Origin of the sequence: Intestinimonas sp. RTP31139st1_F5_RTP31139_211217, from assembly GCF_040226735.1 — a bacterium.
Taxonomy (GTDB): Bacteria; Bacillota; Clostridia; order Oscillospirales; family Oscillospiraceae; genus Intestinimonas; species Intestinimonas butyriciproducens.
In genome coordinates, this window is sequence record NZ_JBCOAQ010000010.1 from 20,780 (window position 1) to 45,012 (window position 24,233).

A 24,233-nucleotide genomic window follows, 5' to 3' on the forward strand; every position below is an offset into this window, starting at 1 on the left:
TTGGGTATATGCTATAACAAGTTTTAAAGATGCAAAAACATACAAGGCGGTTATAGCAATGGAATCTATGAATTTGAAAATTGGTGAGAAGCTGAAAAGCCTCCGCAACACCCGAACTATGTCTCTGGATGATGTTTCGGCTCTGACTGGCGTAAGCAAGCCCATGTTGGGCCAAATCGAGCGCGGTCAGTCCATCCCCACGGTGACAATACTCTGGAAGATCGCCACGGGACTGAAAACGCCGTTGTCCTACTTCCTGGAAGGGCCACAAGCTGAATACACCATCGTCAGCCCGGATCAGGCCAATGTGATTTTAGGGGACGGCGGAAAAATGCGGGCCTATCCTCTATTCACCTATGACCCGGTGCGGAGCGTGGAAACATTCTACATCGAATTTGACCCAGATTGCCGCCATTCCTCGGACAAGCACAATGACGGTGTGGAGGAACACGTCTTTGTTCTGCGCGGGACGCTGCGGCTTGTCCTGGGAGAGAAAACGGTGGATGTTGGTGAGAAACAGGCTGTCCGTTTCCGGGCCGATATGCCCCATGCCTATCAGAATTTGTCCGAGAGCGGGTGCGCGGTCTATAACACAATCTTTTATCCGAGCCACTAAAGGAGGGCCGTCATCATGTATGAATTGATCCAGGTTTCAGAGCAAAGTTACTACATCCAAAGTCCAGCAAAAATTGGGCTGGTGAAGCTGAACAAGCAGGACGTTTGCCTGATTGACAGCGGCAACGATAAGGACGCAGGGCGTAAGGTGCGGCAACTTCTGGAAGCCAACGGCTGGCGGCTTACCGCCATCTACAACACCCACTCCAACGCTGACCACATCGGCGGCAATAAGTATTTGCAGGGCCAGACCGGGTGCATGATTTACGCTCCAGGGATTGACTGCGCCTTTACCCATCACCCCATCCTGGAGCCGTCCTTTTTGTATGGCGGCTACCCATGTAAGGAGCTGCGGCACAAATTCCTCATGGCCCAGGAGAGCGACGCCCAGGAGCTGACCAAAGAATCCTTGCCGGAGGGCTTTGAGATCATCCCCCTGCCGGGACATTTCTTTGATATGGTAGGCTTTCGGACGCCTGATGATGTGGTCTATCTGGCGGATTGCCTGTCCAGCCGGGAAACGCTGGACAAGTATCAGATCGGCTTCATCTATGATGTTGCCGCCTATCTGAACACGATGGAAATGGTCAAATCCCTGCGGGCAAAAATGTTCGTTCCGGCCCACGCTGCCGCCTCCGAGGATGTGACAGAGCTGGCACAGTATAACATCGACAAGGTGTTGGAGATTGCGGATAAGATCACCGGCATCTGCCGAGAACCGCTTTGCTTTGAAGTGATCCTGCAAAAATTGTTTGCGGACTATGGGCTTACCATGAACTTTGAACAGTATGTTTTGGTGGGCAGCACCGTCCGCTCCTATCTAGCGTGGCTGAAAGACAACGGCAGGGTGAACACTCTATTTGAAGACAATATGCTGCTCTGGCAGAGGGCATAGCAGCCATACAACGGCGCAGGGATTGGTTGGCCCATCCCTGCGCCGTTTGCTCCGTCACGCACAAAAATGAAGATATTTTACAAGCCAGCACAATCCCCCGGCTGTTATAATGGGACGGGCAAGGAGGTACACCGTATGAAAAAAGAAGTGCGAACGGTGGTCTACGATGACGAACTCCACATTGAGGCTTACCGTTTTGAGGGCATTGTACAGCCTTTTCCGAACCATTTCCATGAATACTATGTGATCGGATTTATGGAGGACGGGGAACGTATCTTGTCGTGCAAAAATCAGGAGTACACCATCACAAGAGAGCATTTGTCAAGGGGGATTTCACCCAAAAGATGAAATCCCCCGACAAACTGGAAACTGTATGCCCATTAAATTTCATCATGATAATACCGAGTAATAAGTTCCACCATACTTGCGGCTACTTGTTTCCAACAAAACATTTCGTGTTCCCAAATGTAGATAGCGTTTTCATCAATAACTCCGTCAGAGTCTGCATGATAGCAATAATAGTCCCCGCAGCCGTTTGTAGCAAAAAAGATAAACTTGTCTAATTCCTTCGCAAATTCTTCATCGCTGTACATTTCTTGAGTTTCTCTGTTTAATATGGCTTGCGCGATTATCTCCTTTGCAGACAAGAGAAGATATTTGTCCCCGTCCAATTCATAAAGAAGTTCCCATAGCTCTTTCGGAAAGGGGTAGCCGACTGCCTTTTCTGCTTTCTCAATTTCTTCTCCGGTACAAGGCGATTGTATCTTTACATACTCATTGTTTTGCGTTAATTCTAAAATCAATTCTTTGTACACAATTAGAGTACTCCCTCTAAAAAATATGATTTGTCGAATTGGCACGAGCAAAGTATGCCACCAAACCGAGCGGCATTCAACCCCTTTGATAGGTTATGATAGTAGTGGCAAGCAATGCGCCGGTATATACCCGGCGCAGCTTGTTGGTGGCCGACGGCCCCAAAACCCCCAGTGCATCGACGCAGCGGCGTTCGATGCACAAGCCGCCGTTGGCGTCTGCTGCATATACTGGAAGGGGAAAGCTGATGGCGGAGCCGTCCCGTCCCAGTTCCTCCCGGAGGGCGCACGATGGCCGCAGGCCATACCACCACCTGCCAGCGGCGGTGGTGAGTAAGTGCGCCCTTAGCCGGGAGCCTATAAAGAAAGAGCGTCTAGGTTATCCCCAGACGCTCCCCGATCCGCTTTCTCCTGCTGGTCAATCGCCTCCCCTCCAGCTTCTGCCATTCTGCCACAAATGAGCCGTCAGCCAGCGTAATGTATTGGGTGGTTAACTTATCCTTTACATAGTACATCTCAGGATTTTTGCTGTGTAAGGGAGAGATAAAATATGAGAAAAGCTTTGCCAAAGTCCCTTGAGACTGGAATTTCAGGGTGCTATACTCGACTTCGCAGTTCCGGGAGGGGCGGCTGCCCGGCACGGAACCGGCAAATTGAGACAAGGGAGTAATCAAAAATGCAGACACGGGAAAAGATCTTGGCCAGTGTTCTCAGCGGTGCGCTGCTGGTAGGCGCTTGCGCGCCGGCTTTAGCGGCTACGGTCCACTACAACGACGGTAGTACGGTGGGCGGCTCCGAGGCCTGGAAAGCATGGACTGAGTCATGGGCATCCGTCGCCACGGACTACACCAAGGTGTCTCTGACCCCGGGCAAAAATGAGACTGAGCTGAATTTTGCGTGGTACAGCAAAGTGGAGGACGGCAAGGCGGCTACACCGGTGGTACACTTTGGCGCCGACAAGGCCCGGCTCACAGCGTTCACCGGCATATCCGCCGATGTGGACCAGAGCCTGACCGATGGAGTGGCCTATGTCTATAACCATGTTACCGTTACCGGATTGGCAGAGAACAGCACATATTATTACACCGTGGAAAAGAATAGTGTGGAGACCGAACCGGTGGAGTATAAGACCGGCAGTTTCTCCAGCATAAAGATGCTCTATGTGGGAGACCCCCAGATCGGCGCCTCCAAGGGACAGCCCCAGGGGACGGACAGTCTGGCGGCTGATGCGGGCGTTGCCAACACCGCCGCCCGAAACGACAGCTTCGGCTGGAACCGCACGCTGGAGATCGCCACCGAGCAGAATCCCGGCATCAACTTCATCATCTCCGCCGGCGACCAGGTCAACAAGACCGGCAAACCCAAGGAGGAGGAGTATGCGGGTTATCTGAATCCCCAGGCGCTCCAGAGCCTGCCCGTGGCCACGACCATCGGCAACCACGATTCTCTGAACCTCGACTATATGTATCACTTCTATAACCCCAACGCCACGGAGTACGGGGCGACCCAGGCCGGCGGCGACTATTACTACTCCTACGGCCCCGGGCTGTTCATCGTGCTGAACACCAACAACTATAATGTGGCTGAGCATGAGAAGGCCATCGCAGAGGCCGTGGCCTCTGACCCGGATGCCGCCTGGCGCGTGGTCACGATTCACCAAGACATCTACGGCACCGGACTGGATCACTCCGACACGGACGGTATGATCCTGCGTACCCAGCTCACCCCTGTTTTTGATCGGTACGATATTGACGTGGTGCTTCAGGGACACGATCACACCTACAGCCGCAGCAAGCTGCTCTATGGCGACGGTCAGACCCACAACAACTATGAGTTCCAGCTCAATGCGGAGGGGAGCGACTATGACTGGGATCATGCCTACGACATTACCAACTCCACCCAGATCCCCCTTTCCCCTGAGGAGGGCGACGCGGACGGCTCCGCTCTTTTGACTGCCTTCCAGCAGGACAACCGGTGCTATACCATCGAGTCCACCACCGGCAATACGGCGGTGAATCCCAAGGGCATCCTCTATATGTCCGCCAACTCTGCCTCCGGCTCTAAGTTCTACGAACTCATCGCCGCCCAGCAGGATTACATCGCCAACCGGAGCCAGAACTGGCTGCCCAGCTATTCCGTCATCAACATGACTGAGACCAGCTTCTCCATCGACACCTATCAGATCACCGACGGCGGCAAGGCGGAGAAGATCGACGAGACCTTCGCCATCGAGAAGGACGCCTCCACCGCGGTCCCCGTCGCTTCCCTGGCCGTGGGCGGCGAGACCTACTACCGCCTGCGGGATGTGGCCGCCTCTGTGACCGGCAGCGCCAATCAGTTTGATGTGAGCTGGAACGGCGGCGTAGTCATTGAGACCAAGACCGCCTATACCGGTAATCTCCCCGAAACCTCCGCCGCGGAGGGCGCCGCCGTTACGCTGGACCTCACCGTGGACGGCCAGGCCGTCTCTACTGCCGCCATGCTGGCGAACGGCAATTACTATGTGCCCGCTTCCTTCCTGACCACGCTGGGCGTGGCCGTGGGAGCCTGACGGGCCGCCCGAAAGAAAGAGGGGAGAGACGGATCTTCCGCCGGTCCGCGTGCCGGTGGAAGGTCCGTTTCCTTCCACGCAGAAAGGCTGAATATTTTGAAACTGAGAGCGTTTTTCCTGCGCTGGGGCATCCCACTGGCGCTGCTGGCCCTGCTTGTGGTCGTCACCATTTTTATCAACCAGGTGGAGCGGGTACCTCTGGTGGTCCGGGAGGGGCAGACCTTTGAGAAAGGGATTGTCACCGAAATATTGCAGGATAACCTCCAGCCGGACGGAAGCCGTACGGGAGAGCAGGTGGTCATGGTGCGCATGACCACAGGTGTGCGGGCCGGTCAGGAGATGCGGACGACCAGCAGCTCAGGCTATCTCTTTGGTGCGGGGTGCACGGTGGGAATGAAGGTGGTGGTCCTGCAGAGCGTGGCGGGCGAGTCCATCATTACCACCGTATATGCGCAGGACCGGGGCGGAGTGATCTATCTGTTTGCCGCGCTCTATCTGTTGGTGCTTTGCCTGGTGGGGGGGAAGCAGGGGATCAAAGGTGCGCTGGGACTGGTATTCACCTTCCTGTGTATTCTCTTTGTGTACCTGCCGCTGGTCTATCGGGGCTTTTCGCCCTTCTGGGTGGCGGTGCTGGTGTGTGTAGTCACCACGGTGGTCACTCTTTATCTCATCGGAGGTCCCACAAAAAAGACGCTGGTCGCGGCCGGCGGCACCATAGCGGGCGTCATCATTGCAGGCGTCGCCGCCACGCTGTTCAGCATGGCCTCAGGCATCAGCGGCTGGAATGTTTCCGATATCGAGAGCCTGCTTACTCTATGGAACGTGGCCGATATCCAGGTGGGAGGTCTTCTGTTCTCCGGTCTCCTCATCTCCAGTCTGGGGGCGGTCATGGATGTGGCGATGTCTATCGGAAGCGCAATCGGTGAGATCCATGCCCAGAATCCGGCGATTTCCAGGCGGGACCTCTTCCGGGCAGGGATACATGTGGGGCGGGACATGATGGGGACCGACAGCAATACACTGATCCTGGCCTTCGCAGGAGGGAGCGTGAGCATGCTCCTGCTGGATTATGCCTACGACTTACCGTATTTGCAGATCATCAATTCCAATAATATCGGTATCGCCATCATGCAGGGACTCTCGGGGAGCTTTGGCATCGTGCTGGTGGTTCCGATCACCGTCCTCCTGGCCGTAGCCGCATATACGGGCGGAGGAGCGAGGGCAGAAGGGAAACACGAAGAATAAAGAACGTGGAGCGTCCTCCGGGAGCGGGTCCTGGAGGGTGCTCCACGTTCTCTATTCATAGGACGTGCCGCAGCGGGAATAGAGTGAAGGGACGGACAGAAAACAAAAAGCGGGAGGCGATACTCGTATGCTTTCAGCATGGATTCTTCTCATGCTCAACAGTCTGTTTTTTTCCCTCCGGGTGTCGGATGGAGGCGGTTCTTTTCCAAGGCCGCTGAAGGCCGATGAGGAACGGATGTACCTGGAGCGCTATGCAGCCGGAGACTTGGAGGCGCGGAACGTCCTGATCGAGCACAATCTGCGCCTGGTCGCCCATATTGTAAAAAAGTACTACACCCAGTCCAGCAACCAGGACGATCTCATCTCCATCGGCACCATTGGGCTCATCAAGGGGATCTCAACTTTCAAAGCGGATAAGAACGTGCGTTTGGCCACCTATGCGTCTCGATGTATTGAAAACGAGATCCTGATGCATTTCCGATCCCAGAAGAAGCTGCAGGGAGAGGTGTCCCTTTCGGACACGCTGGACGGCGACGGCGACGGAAACTCCCTCTCTCTCATGGACGTGATCAGTGTGGACGACGACATGCTGGAGAATCTGGACGCAAGAGATTCCTGTATCCAGGTCCGGCAGTATGTGGAGCGGTGTCTCAGCGACCGGGAGAAGATGATCATCACCATGCGGTATGGGCTGAATAACCAGCCGCCCAAAACGCAGCGGGAGATTGCCGCGCAAAGCGGTATTTCACGCTCCTATGTATCGCGCATAGAGAAAAAGGCGCTGAAAAAACTGAAAGACGCGTTTGAGAGCACATAGGTAAAAATCCCCGGGCTGTAAGCCCGGGAATTTTTAATTGGAAAAACAGAAAGCGCCTGCGGAAAAACCGCAGGCGCAAGAGAAAGAGAGGCGCTCTTACTTGGTATAATTGTCAAAGTAGCCCTGGACCAGCACGATGGGGGTACCCTTGTCGCCGCTGCCGGAGGTGAGGTCGCACAGAGAACCGATGAGATCGGTGAGACGGCGGGGAGTGGTACCCTGAGAGACCATCTTTCCCATGAGGTCGGCGTCCTTGTTGCGGATATAGTCGGAGATGGCCGCCTTCAGCGCGTCACCGGAAAGATCGGCAAACTCGTTGTCCGCCAGATATTTGAGCTTGACCTCATTGGGCTGTCCCTCCAGACCGCTGGTGTAGGCGGGAGAGACCACAGGGTCGGCCAGCTCCCAGATTTTTCCCACCGGGTCCTTAAAGGCTCCGTCACCATAGATCATGACCTCTACGTGCTGGCCGGTCTGCTCCAGAATACCGGCCTGGATGCGCTCCACAACGTCCTGGCAGTCACGAGGGAAGAGCTTGATCTTGTCTTCCGTGGCCTTGTTGCTGCCCAACAGGCCGTAACGCTCGTTGCATCCACTGCCGTCTACAGGCGTCGTCATGAGTTCGTCAAGGCCCAGCACAAGCTCGGCGCCAGCCTTCTTAAGAAGACGCTTGGAGCGTGTGCGGGTATGGATATCACAGCAAAGCACGTGTTTGGTGTAGTCCAGAATGACACGGCAGTCATTGGCCAGGACCACTTCCACCTCGCAGCCGCAGCTCTGGATCAGGTCCTTATAGTATTCGATATAGTCAACGCCGGTGAAAACGTGTTTGGTATAACCGAAAAGCTCACGATATTTGGCTTCGCCGAGGACGTCACGATAGGGGTCCACACCCTTTTCATCCACCAGGTCCAAGTCTACCAGGTGGTTCCCCACCTCGTCGGAGGGATAACTGAGCATGAGCACGATTTTCTTTGCACCGGAGGCGATCCCTTTGAGGCAGATGGCAAAGCGATTGCGGCTCAGAATTGGGAACACCACACCGATTGTGTGATCTCCAAATTTGGCCTTCACATCGGCGGCAATTTGATCCACAGTGGCGTAATTGCCCTGCGCACGGGCCACTACGGCCTCCGTTACCGCGATGACATCCTTTTCACCCAGTGTGAAACCCGCCTGCGCGGATGCGGCCAGAACACTATCCACAACGATTTGGGCGATGTCGTCTCCCTCGCGGATGATCGGGGCCCGGATACCCCTGGATACAGTGCCGACTAATCTTTCCATGGTCTTTCCTCCGTCGATTCAATTGTAAACCGGACCACTCTGCCCGGGCTGCCGAGACAGCGCATCTATTATATACGCTTTTTTGACAAATGAAAAGGGCTTTTAGAGAAAAGAAAGAAAGATTCGGGCCATAAAATAACCGATCACGCCACAGCCGGGAAAGGTGAGCAGCCAGGTAAGGACGATGGAGCGGGCAATCTTCCAGTCAGGAGGATGGCCGGGGACGGAACTGCCGACGCCCAGCATGGCTGCGGTCTTGGTATGGGTGGTGGAGACGGGGAGACCGCAGAGCGTACACAGCAGCAGACAGAGTGCTCCGGCGCAGTCGGCGGCAAATCCACGGCGGGCGTCCAGGCACACCATTTCATGGCCGACCGTGTCGATGATCCGTTTTCCCCCCAGGGAGGTGCCCAGGGCCATTGTGAGGGCGCACAGAACCATAAGCCACATGGGGACCAGAAAGGTCTCGGTATCCCGGCGTCCCTGGGCCAGCGCCACGCCCAGAAGAAAAACGCCCATGAACTTTTGTCCGTCCTGAGCGCCGTGAAAAAAGGCCATGGCCGCGGCTCCCCCTGTCTGAGCTCCGCGGTAAAAGGCCGGGCTCCGGCGGCTGTCCCGGACGGCGGGAAAGCCGCAGAGCCGCCCCAGGAGAAAGCCGAGAATCACGGATACGACAAGGCCCAGGACGACCCGAAACCAGGTATCGCCCTGCACGTTGGACAGGCCGCCGGGCCGGGCGGCGGCGGCGCCGGTGATACCGGCCACCAGCGCGTGGCTCTCACTGGTGGGGATGCCGAAGACCCATGCGGCGGCGGACCAGAGGACAATAGCGCAGAGAGCAGCGCACAGCGCACAGAGTGCTCCGCGGACGTCTCCACCAAAGTCGGCGATGGTATAGATGCTTTCGGCAACCGATGCGTTGAAGGCGGTCATCACGGTCACCCCCAGAAGATTGCACAGTGCGGCCAGCCGGACGGCAGTGTGGAAAGGAAGCGCTCTGGTGGAGACGGCGGTGGCGATGGCGTTGGGCGCATCGGTCCATCCGTTGACCAGGATGACGCACAGGGTCAAAAACACCACACACTGCAGAGCAGGGTCGGAGAGCTGGGAGAGAAAAGAGCCGAATGAGACGGTCAAGTGGACACCCCCTTCCCCACAAGTTTACGGGGAAAGGAGGACGGATATGTCCGGCGGCGGGTACGGGATGAAGCAGATATTTGTTATTGCAGCATTTTTCCGGCACAATCACAATTCCATATCCCGCCGTTTGCTCTGCGCCTTTTCTTTGCTCTGCTCCGGCTGTATCGCCTGTTCCACGCACTTCTTGACAGCTTCGGCTTCCTGTACCTCGGCTCTCAAAGTCTGCAAATCTTCATACAAGCGGCGTTTCTTTTCGGACAAGTCGGAAACCTCGGTTTTCCATGCGTTCAGCTTCAGCACATTGTCTTTCCCTAAATGCTCTTTCAGATAACGCTCGGCGGTCTGGTACAAAGTCAATTCGGTCTGCTTGATTTCGCCGTTGGTATTCCTGGACCGCTTTTTCATCTCCGACACGACCTCCTGCAACTGCAAAAGGGGAGTGATGTTCTTATCCTGCAAGAAATTAAACGCCTTTGCGTACAGCTTCAAGTCTTGGATTTTCCCGTACCGGCTCTGCGATGCGGAGGATTTTGCATAGGCTCGGTTAAGCAATTCTAAAAAGGTGGGCGGCTGTTTTGGACGCTCGGAAGGGATAGAAACGGAAGGGAATGGATTGACCGATTGATTTTCCTGTGCCTGTGCGGTCTTTTCTTTTATCCCTGCTGTGAGGGCGGCGACCCGGCGCCGTGAAGCGCTCCGGCCAGGGCCGACGCCGGCGGAAGGGTGCTCACTTTAAAAGCAACAACAGACAAGCCCCTTTCCCCGGTTTGGGGAAAGGGGCTTGTCTGTGTCGGGGGACAGGGCGGTCGGCCTTTTGAGCGTGGCACGGCGATGATTTCAGAAAACAGATGTCCCCCGCCATGCGTACGCGCTCCGGCTGCGTCTCCATGTGATCGTGAGCTCAGCTCCCCGCACCGACGCCGGACCTGCGCAGGAGGAAAAAGTGGAGCAGAATGCCTGCCAGGGCGAAAAAGCCGATATAGCCGCAGATGGGATAGACGAAGCTGACCACATTTTTAAAACCGAAGATGCTTCCCACAAAAGCAAGGGCGCACAGGAGGGAAATAAAACGCCTGGAGATCAGCGCGCCTCCGGTCCTCTGCTGGACGCGGGTGGTGATGGCGAAAAGGCTGGAAAGGGCTGCGGTGAACATCCCGGCAAAAAGAAGTACCGCGTAGATAAGCCCCAGTACCGGTGTGAGAGAATAGGCCAGCGACAGCATGGGGAGCTCCGCCGCCCCCACCAGAGCATGAAAGAGGATCATGGGAAGGAGAATGCAGACAAAAATGAGGGTGAGGAGCACGGCGCCTGCGGCCAGCCCCTTGTGGATGGTCCTCTTCTCCTCCATCCCCTCGGTGAGGGGGACCAGAATGGAGACGGCCGCCATCATGTTGTAGGAGATGAAGGAGAGCGCTGAAAAGAACCAGTTTCCCAGCAGGGGGTTGCCGCTGGCAAACGGACGGGCTTCGATGGGGCCCATGGGGAGCCGGAGGCAGGCGCCCGCACCGATCACGATGGCGGCTACCACCAACAGGGGCACCACGATGTTAAAGGAGGCCAGCATCCCCGCGGCCCCTGTGAGGGCCACAGCCAGCACCAGCAGAGTGATCGCGGCGTTTCCGGCAATGGCGGGGAGGCCGAAGACCTGCTCCAGAAGGGCGCCTGCGCCCGCAATCATGGCCACCATCACATCAAAGAGGAAAAAGAGAAAGACGCCGCTGACGATCCCACGGAGCCAGGGCAGCTCCCAAGGGACGATGATGCGGTCAAACTCAGTTTTGCCGGTGCGTTTGGCGATGTCCATCACCAGAAGACTGAAGAGACAGAAGGCGGCGATGGCCAGCACCATGCCGGCCAGGCCGTATCCTCCAAAGACACCGAAGAACTGGAGCAGCTCCTGACCGGAGAGAAAGCCGGCCCCCAAAAAGCTGCCGGTAAAGACCGTGGCGATTTCCAAAACGGATATTTTCTTCAAACAAAACCCCTCCGAGCTCCTTACAAGGTATTCAGCATATTGGGAAAGAGAACCGCACAAAACGGGCGGCGGGAAAAAGGGAACGGCGGACCTGCGCATTCCCGTATCATTCAGAAGAGTTTGGCCGGGAGCGGAATGCCGACAGCCAGACGGCTCCGGGAAAACCCGGAGCCGCCGATACTGTTCAGAATGTCCGCCCGATGTCGGTGCGGAAGTGCATATCCTGGAAGGAGACGTGCGACGCGCTGCGATAGGCCGAGTCGATGGCGGAGGCAAGGGTGTCGCCCACGGCGGTGACGCCCAGGACCCGGCCGCCGGAGGTGAGGATCGCTCCGTTCTCCGCCCGCCTGGTGCCCGCATGGAAGACTGTGGCGGTCTCTCCGGCCTGGTCCAGACCGGAGATGGGGTAACCGGTCTGATATTTGGCGGGGTAGCCGCCGGAGGCCAGAACGAGACAGCAGGCAGAGCCGTCCCGCCAGCGGATATCAGCCTGATCCAGGGTTCCTGCGCGGCAGGCGAGAAAAATATCCATCAGATCGCTCTCCAGCAGGGAGAGGACCGCCTGACACTCCGGGTCGCCAAAGCGGGCGTTGTACTCCACCACCTTGGGTCCCTGAGGTGTGAGCATCAAACCGAAGTAGAGGACGCCCTGGAAGGGACGGCCCTCCGCCTTCAGTGCCGCGATGGTAGGCAGGAAAATCTCCTCCATGCACTGCGCAGCCAGGACAGGCGTATAGCCGGGGGCGGGGGAGATGGCGCCCATCCCGCCGGTGTTGGGGCCTGAGTCCCCGTCGAAGGCGCGCTTGTGGTCCCGGGAGGAGGGCATGGGGACCAAATGTTCCCCATCGCTGAAGCAGAGCACCGTGACCTCTGGGCCCGTCATACACTCCTCCACCACCACCCTGGCTCCGGCGGCGCCGAATTTGCCGTCCGCCATCATGGCGCGTGCGGCTTCCTCTGCTTCGGACACGGTCTGCGCCACCACCACGCCCTTGCCCAGCGCCAGGCCGTCCGCCTTGACCACGATGGGGGCTCCCTCCCGGCGGATATAGTCCAAGGCGGCGTCCAGCTCCGTAAAGGCCTGATATTTGGCGGTGGGGATATGATATTTTGTCATGAGATGCTTGGAGAATACCTTGCTCGCCTCAATGACGGCGGCATTTGCCCGGGGACCAAAGGCGGGGATACCGGCTGCCTCCAAAGCATCCACCATGCCCAGGGCTAGGGGATCGTCCGGGGCCACCACCACAAAGTCCATGGCATTTTTCACAGCCCAGTTCACCATGGCCTCCACGTCGGTGGCCTTGATGGGGACACATTCGGCCAGGGCGGCAATGCCGCCGTTTCCGGGCGCGCAGTAGAGCTGAGTGACCTTGGGGCTTTTGGAGAGCGCCCAGACAATGGCGTGTTCGCGGCCGCCGCCGCCTACGACGAGTACTTTCATAACTGAGGAGGACCTCCCATCTTTGTGTAAAGGGTTGACGGACCGTCAGGGAATGAGCGTGCTCAGGCCGTAGAGGACCGCCATGTGGAGCGGGTAGAACCAGTAGAAAAACCAGCGGCTGCCGGAGCCTCTTTGACCGTTATAGAGGGAGAGAAGGGGCAGCGCCGTCCAGGAGCAGAGCGTATAGAGCAGGCTGAAAGGGAGGAAGAAGCTCCGCAGCCAGGGGAGATAGGTGTGAAAACCCAGCCACATCTCGTACTGGAAGAAGATCTCCAGCGGATAGTGGATCAGGTAGGTGGCAGCCATGGCCGCGCTCAGACAGAGGAGCTTTCGCCTCGGATGCTCGCCGCAGAGATAGAGAGCCGTGACGGCGCATACGCCAGCCGAGCCATAGTCCACATGGGCGAGCTGGCCAAAGACCGCCAGGGCCAGGGCGGGAAGCAGGGCCGGGACGGCGGGGAGACCCCTCTCGCGCAGCAGGCGGTAGAACCAAATCCCCAGCGCTGAGAGAAAAAAGGTGGCGATGACGCTGCCGCTCTGCCCGCCGGTGGCGCCAAAAGCCACAATATGGGTGAAGGCGCCGAAGAGGCCCAGACGCAGCAGGTAGCGGCGGTAATTCCCCGTCTTCCGGCAGCCCTCGGCGGTAAAATAGGCGAAGATGGGAAAGGCCAGGCGGCCCACATATCGGAAGAGGTAGAAAAGCAGATCACCGGGGCCGGCAACGGCAGCCATCGGAGAAAAAAGCATGCCGATGTGGTCGATCACCATGGCCCCACAGGCCAGATATTTGAGCTGTGTGGCGTCGAGACCACGGGCCCGATCCCCCATGGCTTTAGTGGTGGAAGAGCCGCATCCCGGTAAATGCCATGACGATGCCATATTTGTTACAGGTGTTGATGACGTGGTCGTCGCGGATGGAACCTCCGGGCTGAGCGATATAAGAGACGCCGGACTTCCGGGCCCGCTCCACATTGTCGCCGAAGGGGAAGAAGGCGTCGGAGCCCACGCTTACGCCGGTCTGGCGGGCGATCCAGGCCTTTTTCTCCTCAACGGTCAGCACCTGGGGCCTTTCAGTGAAGGTATTCTGCCACACGCCTTCGGCCAGCACGTCCTCATATTCGTCGGAGATGTAGACGTCGATGGCGTTGTCCCGGTCGGGGCGGTGGATCCCAGGCAGGAAGGGGAGGGCGAGGACCTTGGGATGCTGGCGCAGAAGCCAGTTGTCGGCCTTGCCGCCGGCCAGACGGGTGCAGTGGATACGGCTCTGCTGGCCCGCTCCCACGCCGATGGCCTGTCCGTCTTTGACATAGCATACGGAGTTGGACTGGGTGTATTTGAGGGTGATGAGAGAGAGCACCAGGTCCCGTTTGGCCGCCTCAGGCAGGGTCTTGTTCTCCGTGACGATATTCTCCAGCAGCGCGGAGCTGATCTCAAAGTTGTTCCGGCCCTGCTCAAAGGTGATGCCGAAGACGTCTTTGTGCTCGATGGCCTTGGGGACGTAGGCGGGGTCGATCTGAACCACATTGTAGCCGCCCTTGCGCTTGGTGCGCAGGATCTCCAGGGCCTTGTCGGTGTAGCCGGGCGCGATGACGCCGTCGGAGACCTCCAGGGCCAGATAGCGGGCGGTCTGCTCGTCACAGACATCTGAGAGGGCGGCCCAGTCGCCGTAAGAGCACAGCCGGTCGGCGCCCCGGGCCTTGACATAGGCGGAGGCAATAGGGGAGAGCTCCATACCCTCGGCAAAGTAGATCTTGCGCTCCACGTCGGTGAGCTCTGTGCCCACGGCGGCACCGGCAGGAGAGACGTGCTTAAAGGAGGCTGCGGCGGGCAGGCCGGTGGCGGCCTTGAGCTCCCGGACCAGCTGCCAGGAGTTGAGGGCGTCCATAAAGTTGATATAGCCGGGCTTTCCGTTGAGGACCTGTAGCGGCAGATCTCCGGACTCCATAAAGATGCGTGCGGGCTTCTGGTTGGGGTTGCAGCCGTATTTCAGTTCCAGTTCCGTCATCCTTTACTCCCCCTGATGCTTATTTTTGATCGCGGTGTCGGTTTGCCCGGTGGTCAAGTCGATGGTGCGCACGAAAAGCGAGACCTTGTTGTCGGCATTGAGGCTGTTCCAGAGACGATCCGCAAGGGCGGCGGCGGTCTCATCGCCCAGCTCTACGGTCCTGGGTTCTCCCTCAAAGGAGGGGAGAGGGTCGCCGTCGGTCTGGTAAGTACTGATAAAGTGGCCCTGGCCGGCAATCGGGGCGTCATACTCATAGAAAAAGCGCCGACAGCAGGCGGGGTTTCCATCCGCAGATTTCAGAATGGCCAGGCGATAGGAGCCGTCGGGGCGGACCATACCGGAGATGCGGGGGGTATAGTTGGGACCGTCGGGCTCAAACTCCCGGGTGCGCAGCGCGCGGACCCAGCTCCCGCCGCTGCGGAAGGCATCGGCCACCGTGTCGGTCTGGTCACCGTTGGTGACGATGGTGGTGCCGTCCACCACCCGGACGGGGTGGTAGATGATCAGGGAGGGGTCGGTCATTCTGGACTCGTCAAACGCCTTGGTACGGATGCCGTCCTCGGTGATTTCAAAAACGCGGTTGCGGCTGTTTTCACTGCGGCCCATGATGAAGTAGGCGATAACTGCCCGCCGGCCGTCGGCGGAGCAGCCCAGCAGGATACCGCGGCCGGGGTAGGGGTTGCCAGAGAGATAGGAAAACAGGTCGTACATAGCAAAACCTCCATATAAGTCAGACGGATTCAATCCCGGATCCGGACCAGCCGGCCCTCCACGGAGAGCCTGTCCTCACAGAAAAGGGAGACGGCCCGGGGGAGAAGCTGCCATTCGGCCTCCTCCATGACCCTGCGCTGGAGCGTTTCAGGGGTGTCGTCCTCCCGGATATCCACCGCCTTTTGGAGGACAATGGGGCCGCCGTCGGGCTCCTCGGTGACAAAATGGACGGTGGCGCCCGTCACCTTGACACCGTAGGCCAGGGCCTTTTCATGGACATGGAGACCATAGCAGCCGGCCCCGCAGAAGGAGGGGATCAGGGCGGGATGGACATTGAGGATCCGGTTGGGGTAGGCCTGTACCATTTCCTCGGTGAGGATATGGAGAAAACCGGCCAACACCACAAGGTCGATGTCCAGCGTCTGGAGCCGGTCCACAATGGCGCGTGTCATGGCACGGTTGTCGGGAAAGCTCTTCCGGGCGGCGACGTAACCGGGGATACCGGCCTTTGCGGCCCGTTCCAGCGCATAGGCGCCCTCTTTGGAGGAGAGAACGGCTGCGATCTCACCGCCGCGGATCTCCCCCCGGGCCTGTGCGTCGAGGAGGGCCTGGAGATTGGTGCCGCCGCCGGAGACCAGAACGGCGATGCGCTTTCCGCTCATACCAGTTCCACGCCCTCGCCGCCCCCGACCACAGACCCGATGACATAGGCCCGCTCCCCGGCGCGGCAGAGGATATCCTTGGCAAGTCCGACCTCTTCTTTGGGAACGGCGAGGACCAGGCCTACCCCCATATTGAAGGTATTGTACATATCCCGCTCCGAAACGGCACCCTCCCGGGCAATGAGGCCGAAGATGGGGGGGACGGGGAAGGAGGCGGTCTCGATCCGGGCGGTGAGCCCCTCCTTCATCATGCGGGGCACGTTTTCATAGAGCCCTCCGCCGGTAATGTGGCTGATGGCACGGATATGGACGCCATGCGTCAAGAGGCACTGGACGGCTTTGACATAGATACGGGTGGGCTTGAGCAGCTCCTCGCCCAGGGTGCAGCCCAGCTCGGCCACCGGCTGAGCAAGGCGTTCCCTGGTGACGTTCAGGACTTTGCGGACCAGGGAGAAACCATTGGAGTGGACGCCGGAGGAGGCGAGGCCGATGAGGATATCGCCTTCCGCCATGGACGAGCCGTCCAGCATATGCTCCTGGTCGGCCAGCCCCACGGAGAAGCCGGCCAGATCATACTCGTCCTCAGGATAGAAGCCGGGCATCTCAGCGGTCTCACCGCCCACCAGGGCACATCCCGCCTGGCGGCAGCCCTCCACCACGCCGGAGACGATGGCCTCAATGCGGCTGGGCACGTTCTTCCCCACCGCCAAATAGTCCAGGAAAAAGAGGGGACGCGCCCCGGAACAGACAATATCGTTGACACACATGGCCACGCAGTCGATGCCTACGGTGTCGTGCTTGTCTGTGAGGAAGGCGATCTTCAGCTTGGTGCCCACGCCGTCGGTGCCGGAGACCAGAACGGGCTTTTTCATACCGGATACGTCGGGGGCGAACAGGCCGCCAAAGCCGCCCAGCGTGCCGATGACGCCCGGAATATAGGTGGACTCCACCAGGGGCTTGATACGGTCAACGGCCTCATAGCCGGCGGTCACGTCCACACCGGCGGCGGCGTAGGCATCGGATCTGGAAATAGACATAGCGGGACCTCCTTATTTTAAGCGCGAAAAAATGGTTGCGGGGATTGCGCGGGGCGTCAGTGGCCGTGGGGCACAGGTACGGCGTAATCGCCGGTAAAACAGGCGTCGCAATGGCCCCAGCGGAGACCGGAGGCCGCAGCACGCATATCCTCCACAGTGAGGTATTGCAGGCTGTCCGCGCCGATGAGGGAGCAGACCTCCTCCTCCGTGCGACCGTGGGCGGCCAGCTCCCGGCAGTCGGGAAGCGAGGTGCCGAAATAGCATGGATTCAGGAAAGGAGGGGCGGAGACCTTGAAATGGACCTCCGCCGCGCCGGAATCCCGCAGGAGCTTTACCAGCCGGGCGGAGGTGGTGCCCCGCACAATGGAGTCGTCCACCAGGATGACCCGTTTTCCCCGGACCGTGGAGCCCATGGCGTTAAGCTTGATGCGCACGGACTGCTCACGCTGGCCCTGCGTAGGCTGGATAAAGGTGCGGGGGATATAGCGGTTTTTCATCAGGCCCATCGCGTAGGGGATGCCAGAGGCCTCAGCGAAGCCCTGGGCGGCGGAGAGCCCTGAATCCGGGACGCCCACCACGATATCGGCCTCCACACTGCTGCGGCGGGCCAGGCGCCGACCGGCCTCCCGGCGGAACAGATCCACAGAGACGCCGTCAATAACGCTGTCGGGTCTGGCGAAATAGATCAGTTCAAAGGAGCACAGGGCATGGCGGGCCAGGATGTTCACATTGCGGCTTACGGGGCCGTCCTCCGTGAGGACGACCACTTCACCCGGCTCCACATCCCGGACCATCTCGCCCCCCAGCGCCTCAAAGGCGCAGGATTCGGAGGCGGCACACCAGCAGCCCCCCACCCTGCCGATGCAAAGGGGCCGGTAGCCGTTGGGATCCCGTGCGGCGATCAGCTTTTTGCCGTCCAACACGATGAGGGAGTAGGCCCCGATCATATAGTGCATGGCGTTGAGGATGGCGTCCTCCGTGGTGTTGGTCCGCAGGTGCTCCCGGACGATGATGTGGGAGATGATCTCCGCGTCGGTGCCGGTCTGGAAGATACCGCCCCGGGTCTCGGATTCCATACGGAGCTGGCGGGCATTCACCAGCTTGCCGTTATAACACAGGGCCATATCCCCGGCGGCGTGGCGCACCAGGAGGGGCTGCGCGCGGAAGGTGTCCCGCTCTGCTCCGTCATAGGTATAGCGTACGTGGCCGATGGCGGCGTCGGCGCCGGAGAGGTCCGACAGGGTCTTTTTATCGAAGACCTCGGGCACCAGGCCGGGCGCTTTGCGCAGGAGAAGCTGCCCGCCACGGCGCACGGCGATGCCGGCCGACTCCTGACCACGGTGCTGGAGGGCGTACAGGGCGCGGTATGCGGTGTAGGCGGCGTCCCGCTCCCGGGGATCGGGAACACAGACACCGAAGACGCCGCATTCTTCATGGAGTTTGGCCATTTATTCCCCCATCAAACGGCGCATGACCTCTTCATACGCCTCCTCGGCGCCGCCCAGATCCCGGCGGAAGCGGTCCTTATCCAGCTTCTCATGGGTCTTTTCATCCCACAGGCGGCAGGTGTCGGGGCTGATCTCGTCGGCCAGCACGATGGTTCCGTCGGAGGTCTTGCCGAACTCCAACTTAAAGTCTACCAGGTCGATGCCGATCTCTTTCATAAAGCCCTTGAGGAGATCGTTGACCATCATGGTGTATTTGCGGATCAGGGCAATTTCCTCCCGGGTGGCCAGCTTCAGAGCCAGGGCATGGGAGGTGTTCAGCAGGGGATCGCCCAGATCGTCGTTTTTATAGGAGAATTCGAAGGTGGGCTCATCGAACACGATGCCCTCCTCTACGCCGTAGCGCTTTGCAAAGGAGCCGGCGGAGATGTTGCGCACAATGACCTCCAGAGGAACGATGGAGACCTTCTTTACGGCGGTCTCACGGTCGTTGAGCTCCTCCACGTAGTGGGTGGGGACGCCCTTGTGTTCCAGGCGGCGCATCAGGTTGTTGGTCATGCGGTTGTTGATGGCGCCCTTGCCGGAGATGGTCCCCTTTTTGAGACCGTTGAAAGCGGTAGCGTCGTCCTTGTAGGAGACGATGACCACCTCGGGATCATCGGTGGCGTAGACCTTTTTGGCTTTGCCCTCATAGAGCTGCTCTTTCTTTTCGTAAGCCATATTAAAATTCCTCCCTCTGCATTTTTTGATCTTTTTGGGCGACCTCTTGCGCCATATCGGATTTAAACCGGGTGAGACGGTCCGCCAGATCGCTGTCGGAGAGGGCCAGCATCTGGGCGGACAGGATGGCGGCGTTGTCCGCGCCGTCCACGGCCACACAGGCCACAGGAATACCCTTGGGCATCTGCACCATGGAGAGGAGAGAGTCCAGGCCGCCCATCAAGGAGGTCTTGATGGGTACGCCGATCACGGGCAGAGTGGTGTAGGCCGCCAGAACACCGGCCAGGTGAGCGGCCTTTCCGGCGGCGGCAATGATGGCGCCGAATCCGTTTTCCTTGGCGGCGGAGGCGAACTGTTCGGCGGCGGCGGGGGTGCGGTGGGCGGAGATGACCCGGACTTCGACGGGAATATCAAAGGATTTGAGCCGGGCAATGCAGGGTTTCATGGTCTCCAGATCGCTGTCGGAGCCCATGATCACGGCGACTTTCTTACGCATAGGAACCTCCCAATACATATTTTTTAGATAAACAAAAAAAGAATCAGGCCATCCGATATGCGGATGGCCTGGATTGGTTACTCGTTTGAAGTGGACGCATTGGTGCCCTGAAGCATGAAAAACCCGCCGCAGTGATCCATACTGGCTGAGATGGTCATCATCGCACCCCCGTCCCATATTGGTTTAAATATATCGAAGTTCGCCGGGGATTGCAAGGGCGGAGGAACATTTTCGTATGCTTGTACAAGCAGGGGTAAAAAAGGGGTGGAGGGATTGTAAAGAATTCTTTTTGTCCTCCGGGCGGAGAAGAGGGGAGCGCAGGTCAGGCCAAACCAATGGCCTTGAGAATCCGACGGACCTCTTCGGCCCGGCGGGACCAGGCGGCGGCGGCGCCATAGTCCCGTCGCCGGGGAGAGACCCAGGCAGGGTCCTCGGTCAGGGCGCGCTCGCACATGCGGCAGTATTCTTCCAGCGTGTGGGCGCCATAGATGACGTCGGGAAACTCCTCCACCTGGTCGGGAGAGAGCAGGGAGACGATGGGCTTTCCGGTGGAGAGGTATTCATAGATGCGGCGGGGCGTCACGTCGCTGTCCTCATGGCGCCGGCGGCGCAGGTCCAGGCAGACGTCGAAGCGGCCCACATAGTCGGGGATATCCACCATGGGGTGGCGGCCCGTCAGGCGTACGTTGCCCAGCTCCTCCAGGTAGCCCAGCCGGGGATTTTCCCCCACCCGACCCACCAGCACAAAGGTCCAGTCGGGGTGTTCCCCGGCCGCGTACTCCACAGGGGCCAGGTCCAGATCCGGGGTGAGACCGCCGACCCAACCCAGTACAGGGCCGCGGATATCCCGCAGTTCCGGCGGCACGTCCAGGCCGGTTCGGGCAAACATGGGATAGTTGACCCCGTTGGGAAGGAGAGCGATATTGGAATTACAGGGGGAAAGCCGGTCCACGAGTCCCGGGGAGGCGGCGAAGATCACATCGGCCTCAGCAGCTAGGTCTCCCTCCCATTGGAGCGGAAGGGAGGACCAGTCGGTGTCACAGTCGTAGATCAGGCCCTGAAAGGAGAGAAAGTCCAGCAGATGGACCTGATCGGGGCAGGTGGTCCAGAGGACTGCGTCCCGAAACCGATGCCGGGAGGCCGTCCTCTGAATGAAGTCGGCCTGCCTGCGCCACAGCCGGCGGCGGAGCAGCTCCGCCTGTTCCGGGAGCGGCCGGACCGGGGGTAGGGTATAGACGGTCACATTGGGGCGTACCCGCCGTCCGGGGGCCTTGTGCCCGGGCCCGTTTCCATGGAACGGCTCGAAAAAGAGAACCTCACCGTCCCGAAGACGAGTGGTGAGCTGTTGGGTCCGGGTGGGGGTGGATCTCCACGGCTCGGTGGAGAGAACGATATATGGCTTCAAGGGAGTCACCTCGGAAACAGGATCAGCGGCCCAGCCGCAGCAGCTTCTCGGCCGCTTGGCTGTTGCGGCGCTCGACCTGGCGCAGTCGGTCCACCCCGCCGGACAAAAATTCCGTGTCTCCGATGCGCTTCACCGCCGCGTCGATATGAGCGCAGAGCCCCTCATAGGTCACGTCGTTCAGATCGGTGAAGAGGTCCTGTCCAATGTAATTCAGGAAGGAGCTGATTTTCTGATCGTATACCACGCCCACCAGAGGGACCCCCTGGCCCGCGGAGAAGACCAGGGCATGGAGGCGCATGGACACCACCACCTGCATCCGTGCAAAGAGCCCGATGGTGTGGTCGGAAGCACCGGTGTCCTCAAAAATATAGTGCGGGGCTTTCATGTGGGCGGCGGCCTTCTGACATGCGCCTACGTCCAGCCGTTTTTCGATGGGAAGAAAAACCGGGGTGAGGCCATAAGTTTCCCAGGCATAGTCGGCCGCCCGGCCAAAGAGTTCCGCCTTTTCTTCGTAGCCGGGCCAGGGCCGCAGCGTAAAGCCGATATATCTGCCTTTGGGATCCAGGCCACGGCTTTCCAGCATGCCGTCGATGACCTCCGGCCGCGCGGCGGGAAGGATCACCGTGGGATCGGAGGAGAGGAGGACCTCGGGGTGGTTAATGCCCATGTCCTCCAGCTCGGTAAGGGAGTGGGTGTCCCGGAGAGTGATCATATCCACGTTGCGCTCCAGGACCCTGGCGCACAGGCGGCGGTTGGAGGGATAGTGGATGGGGCCGATGCCACAGCCGTACATCAGCACCCGGTTGCCCAGCTTTTTGGCGGCTGAGATGGTGAAGAGATAGAACCACAGGGAGCGGCGGGAGGTGACGTCCTGCATGAGGGAGCCCCCACCGTTGATATAGAGCCGGGTCCTGCCCATGCGCCGGAGAAATTTGGGGAAGCCGAAGGTATAGATGGAGTTGACGCGGTAGGTCATGCGGGTCTCGTCCGGGCGCCTGGAAAGGACCCAGACCGGAAGGTCGGGGTCAATCTGACGGAGCTCCCGTACGATGGCCTCCAGAATGGCGTCGTCACCGGCGTTTCCGCGCCCATAGGCGCCGCAGACCAGGGCGCCATCCCGGCGGCCCACAGTGCCTCTGCGGTCCTTCCGGCGGAGCACGATCTGATAGATCTCAAGCTGGCGTCTGACCGTAGATTCCAGGGAGTACTCCTCCACGCCTTTCTGACGCAGGCGGCAGCCCAAATGCTGCCGCTGGACGGGGTCGCGGGCCAGTGTGATCAGGTGGCGGGCGAGCTCATCGGCGTCGCCGGGAGAGAACAGAAGGCCGTTGACCCCGTGGTCGATGAGATAGGGGACGCCGCCCACTCTGGAGCTGACGGTGGGCAGGCAGGCGCGCGCGCCCTCAGTGAGAGCATAGGGAAAGGTCTCGGAGAGGGAGGTGAGGGTATTGATATCGATGGACTGGTAAAAGGTATTGGTGTCGGAGATCCAGCCGGCGAAGCAGACGAAGGGGGCTACACCGAGGTCCCGGGCCAGCCCCTCCAGCATGGCGCGCTGTTCGCCGTCTCCGGCGATGAGGAGGCGGAGGTTCGGACAGGACGCGTGTGCCCGGGCAAAGCCGCGGATCAACGTGGCGATGTCTTTGACCGGATTGAGGCGGGCGGCGATCCCCACCACCACAGAGTCGTCATCGGCGTTCAGTCCCACGGACCTGTAATAGGCCGTCCGATCCATGGCGGGAGGAGGCAGGGTAAAGTCGATGCCGTTGTAAATGGCAAAGAGCTTGTCCGGATCAAATCCCCGTGAGATCAGCAGGTCCACCATGGCGTCGGAGACGCCGATGCGGTAATCCAGAAAGCGCAGGGCGATGGTATTTACCGTGCCGTAGCTGATACGGGAGAAGGGGCGGCCCAAATAGTCCAGCCGGTAATCGGAGTGGACGGTGGTGACCACAGGGAGACCGGTGGAGCGGCGGAGCATGGCGCCCATCATATTGCCGCGGGCGCCGTGGCAGTGGATGAGATCGTATCCCTCAGTCCTGATTTTTTTTTGGAGCAGGCGCAGGGTGTGCAGGACGTTCCGCCCGGGGTAGACCTCGGTGCGAATGTCCAGTTCCCGAGCCTCTTGAGCAAAGGGGCCCTCCAAAAAACAGACCATCGTCACGTCAATGGTCCGGGAGAGATTTTGCAGCAGGGAGAGCACGTGGGTTTTCGCGCCGCCGCTGTCACCGCCGCTGATGAGATGGATGACTTTCATGATGGCCTCCAAAAAGTACTTGAATCATAACTGAAAATATTATACAATGCTTGCATGGTCCGGTCAACGGAAATGCCGGACGCTGCCAAAGAAAAGAAATACGGAGGCGCGACATGAAAGTGGTGGACGAGAAGGGGAAACTCTTCGGAAAGCTGAATATCATTGACCTGTTGGTCATTGTGCTGTTGCTGGTGGCGGTTGTTTTAGTGGTGTTCAAGGTCTTGGCCAAGGACGGCGCGGTAGGTGCGCAGCACACGGTCCTCACCTATACCGTAGAGGTCAAGGGGGTGGACCCCGAGGTCTATGAGGGCATCAAGGCCTATGTCCCCGGCGAGAACGGCACCGGCGACCAGCTCATGGCCAATGGCTCCATGGTGGACGCCTGGGTGATAAGCGTAACGGACGCGCCCCATGACGACGGGCTCACCATGACGGATGTGAACGGAAACAAGCTAACCTTCCCGGTAAACGACGACACGTTGGACCTCACCTTCACCATCAAGGCCAACGTGGTGAACAATGTCATCAATGAGGTGGGCACCCAGGAGGTCCGGATCGGCAAGACCCACATTGTCAAAACGGTCCACTTTGAGCTCAACAACGGTGTGATCACCACTTGCACGGCGGAGACGCCGGCGGCATGATTGCGGAAGTGAGAAGGGCGGGGGCCGGCCCCCGCCCTTCTCTTGTTTGGAGAACAAAAAGGAAATCGAC

The 24,233-nt window shown here is 59.2% G+C and carries 22 protein-coding genes and 1 pseudogene; 7 read left to right on the forward strand and 16 right to left on the reverse strand.

Annotated features, from left to right (window positions below):
- Nucleotides 1-58 precede the first annotated feature (58 nt).
- The 3 genes and pseudogenes from ABUA09_RS08695 to ABUA09_RS08705 form a co-directional block, all read left to right on the forward strand.
- On the forward strand, nucleotides 59-616 hold the full coding sequence (locus ABUA09_RS08695; protein WP_058118006.1) for a helix-turn-helix domain-containing protein: 558 nt from the start codon (nucleotides 59-61) through the stop codon (nucleotides 614-616).
- 15 nt (nucleotides 617-631) lie between these two features.
- Nucleotides 632-1,510 carry an MBL fold metallo-hydrolase gene (locus tag ABUA09_RS08700; RefSeq protein WP_058118005.1) on the forward strand — a complete coding sequence of 293 codons (879 nt, stop codon included), beginning with the start codon at nucleotides 632-634 and terminating at the stop codon, nucleotides 1,508-1,510.
- Nucleotides 1,511-1,645: 135 nt separating this feature from the next.
- Nucleotides 1,646-1,816: pseudogene (locus tag ABUA09_RS08705) on the forward strand (AraC family ligand binding domain-containing protein); the annotation flags it as partial.
- 74 nt (nucleotides 1,817-1,890) lie between these two features.
- Here ABUA09_RS08705 and ABUA09_RS08710 read toward each other — a convergent pair.
- Nucleotides 1,891-2,325, reverse strand: a complete 435-nt coding sequence (locus ABUA09_RS08710) for an SMI1/KNR4 family protein (RefSeq protein WP_033117001.1) — start codon at nucleotides 2,323-2,325, stop codon at nucleotides 1,891-1,893.
- Between the two features lie 673 nt (nucleotides 2,326-2,998).
- Between ABUA09_RS08710 and ABUA09_RS08715 the strand changes: the two genes are divergently transcribed.
- The 3 genes from ABUA09_RS08715 (at nucleotide 2,999) to sigK (ending at nucleotide 6,935) form a co-directional block, all read left to right on the forward strand.
- The gene (locus tag ABUA09_RS08715) at nucleotides 2,999-4,873 is read left to right on the forward strand and encodes a purple acid phosphatase family protein (RefSeq protein WP_058118004.1); all 1,875 of its coding nucleotides are present in this window, start codon (nucleotides 2,999-3,001) and stop codon (nucleotides 4,871-4,873) included.
- A 96-nt stretch (nucleotides 4,874-4,969) separates the two neighbouring features.
- On the forward strand, nucleotides 4,970-6,118 hold the full coding sequence (locus ABUA09_RS08720; RefSeq protein ID WP_207745810.1) for a YibE/F family protein: 1,149 nt from the start codon (nucleotides 4,970-4,972) through the stop codon (nucleotides 6,116-6,118).
- 127 nt (nucleotides 6,119-6,245) lie between these two features.
- A complete protein-coding gene (sigK, locus tag ABUA09_RS08725; protein ID WP_033116999.1) occupies nucleotides 6,246-6,935 on the forward strand; it encodes an RNA polymerase sporulation sigma factor SigK in 690 nt (229 codons plus the stop codon).
- A 96-nt stretch (nucleotides 6,936-7,031) separates the two neighbouring features.
- Here sigK and ABUA09_RS08730 read toward each other — a convergent pair whose 3' ends face one another.
- The 15 genes from ABUA09_RS08730 to csaB form a co-directional block, all read right to left on the reverse strand.
- Entirely contained in the window at nucleotides 7,032-8,222 is a 1,191-nt protein-coding gene (locus ABUA09_RS08730; RefSeq protein WP_033116998.1) for a coenzyme F420-0:L-glutamate ligase, read from the reverse strand.
- 102 nt (nucleotides 8,223-8,324) lie between these two features.
- Nucleotides 8,325-9,359: an inorganic phosphate transporter gene (locus ABUA09_RS08735; RefSeq protein ID WP_208319187.1), complete on the reverse strand. Its 1,035-nt coding sequence runs from the start codon at nucleotides 9,357-9,359 to the stop codon at nucleotides 8,325-8,327.
- A 108-nt stretch (nucleotides 9,360-9,467) separates the two neighbouring features.
- The gene (locus tag ABUA09_RS08740) at nucleotides 9,468-9,851 is read right to left on the reverse strand and encodes a hypothetical protein (RefSeq protein ID WP_349949313.1); all 384 of its coding nucleotides are present in this window, start codon (nucleotides 9,849-9,851) and stop codon (nucleotides 9,468-9,470) included.
- A 412-nt stretch (nucleotides 9,852-10,263) separates the two neighbouring features.
- Nucleotides 10,264-11,337: a YkvI family membrane protein gene (locus ABUA09_RS08745; RefSeq protein ID WP_195614898.1), complete on the reverse strand. Its 1,074-nt coding sequence runs from the start codon at nucleotides 11,335-11,337 to the stop codon at nucleotides 10,264-10,266.
- Between the two features lie 184 nt (nucleotides 11,338-11,521).
- Nucleotides 11,522-12,781, reverse strand: a complete 1,260-nt coding sequence (gene purD, locus ABUA09_RS08750; RefSeq protein WP_033119293.1) for a phosphoribosylamine--glycine ligase — start codon at nucleotides 12,779-12,781, stop codon at nucleotides 11,522-11,524.
- Between the two features lie 45 nt (nucleotides 12,782-12,826).
- Nucleotides 12,827-13,660, reverse strand: a complete 834-nt coding sequence (locus ABUA09_RS08755) for a TraX family protein (protein WP_081959994.1) — start codon at nucleotides 13,658-13,660, stop codon at nucleotides 12,827-12,829.
- On the reverse strand, nucleotides 13,614-14,786 hold the full coding sequence (locus tag ABUA09_RS08760) for a phosphoribosylaminoimidazolecarboxamide formyltransferase (RefSeq protein ID WP_033119295.1): 1,173 nt from the start codon (nucleotides 14,784-14,786) through the stop codon (nucleotides 13,614-13,616). The genes ABUA09_RS08755 and ABUA09_RS08760 overlap by 47 nt, the downstream gene beginning before the upstream one ends.
- A gap of 3 nt (nucleotides 14,787-14,789) precedes the next feature.
- Complete coding sequence (locus ABUA09_RS08765) at nucleotides 14,790-15,497, reverse strand: IMP cyclohydrolase (protein WP_033119296.1); 708 nt, start codon at nucleotides 15,495-15,497, stop codon at nucleotides 14,790-14,792.
- Nucleotides 15,498-15,526: 29 nt separating this feature from the next.
- Entirely contained in the window at nucleotides 15,527-16,159 is a 633-nt protein-coding gene (purN, locus tag ABUA09_RS08770) for a phosphoribosylglycinamide formyltransferase (protein WP_033119297.1), read from the reverse strand.
- The gene (purM, locus tag ABUA09_RS08775; RefSeq protein WP_033119298.1) at nucleotides 16,156-17,196 is read right to left on the reverse strand and encodes a phosphoribosylformylglycinamidine cyclo-ligase; all 1,041 of its coding nucleotides are present in this window, start codon (nucleotides 17,194-17,196) and stop codon (nucleotides 16,156-16,158) included. Before purM ends, purN begins: the two co-directional genes overlap by 4 nt.
- Nucleotides 17,197-17,252: 56 nt before the next feature.
- The gene (gene purF, locus ABUA09_RS08780; protein ID WP_058117992.1) at nucleotides 17,253-18,644 is read right to left on the reverse strand and encodes an amidophosphoribosyltransferase; all 1,392 of its coding nucleotides are present in this window, start codon (nucleotides 18,642-18,644) and stop codon (nucleotides 17,253-17,255) included.
- On the reverse strand, nucleotides 18,645-19,361 hold the full coding sequence (gene purC, locus ABUA09_RS08785; protein WP_033119300.1) for a phosphoribosylaminoimidazolesuccinocarboxamide synthase: 717 nt from the start codon (nucleotides 19,359-19,361) through the stop codon (nucleotides 18,645-18,647).
- Nucleotide 19,362: 1 nt separating this feature from the next.
- The gene (purE, locus tag ABUA09_RS08790; protein ID WP_033119301.1) at nucleotides 19,363-19,857 is read right to left on the reverse strand and encodes a 5-(carboxyamino)imidazole ribonucleotide mutase; all 495 of its coding nucleotides are present in this window, start codon (nucleotides 19,855-19,857) and stop codon (nucleotides 19,363-19,365) included.
- A gap of 322 nt (nucleotides 19,858-20,179) precedes the next feature.
- Nucleotides 20,180-21,271, reverse strand: a complete 1,092-nt coding sequence (locus ABUA09_RS08795; RefSeq protein ID WP_167546171.1) for a glycosyltransferase family protein — start codon at nucleotides 21,269-21,271, stop codon at nucleotides 20,180-20,182.
- Nucleotides 21,272-21,284: 13 nt separating this feature from the next.
- Nucleotides 21,285-23,519 carry a polysaccharide pyruvyl transferase CsaB gene (gene csaB / locus ABUA09_RS08800; RefSeq protein ID WP_058117990.1) on the reverse strand — a complete coding sequence of 745 codons (2,235 nt, stop codon included), beginning with the start codon at nucleotides 23,517-23,519 and terminating at the stop codon, nucleotides 21,285-21,287.
- 113 nt (nucleotides 23,520-23,632) lie between these two features.
- On the opposite strand from csaB, the gene ABUA09_RS08805 reads away from it, so the two are divergent.
- Entirely contained in the window at nucleotides 23,633-24,163 is a 531-nt protein-coding gene (locus ABUA09_RS08805; protein ID WP_207742847.1) for a DUF4330 domain-containing protein, read from the forward strand.
- Nucleotides 24,164-24,233: the final 70 nt, after the last annotated feature.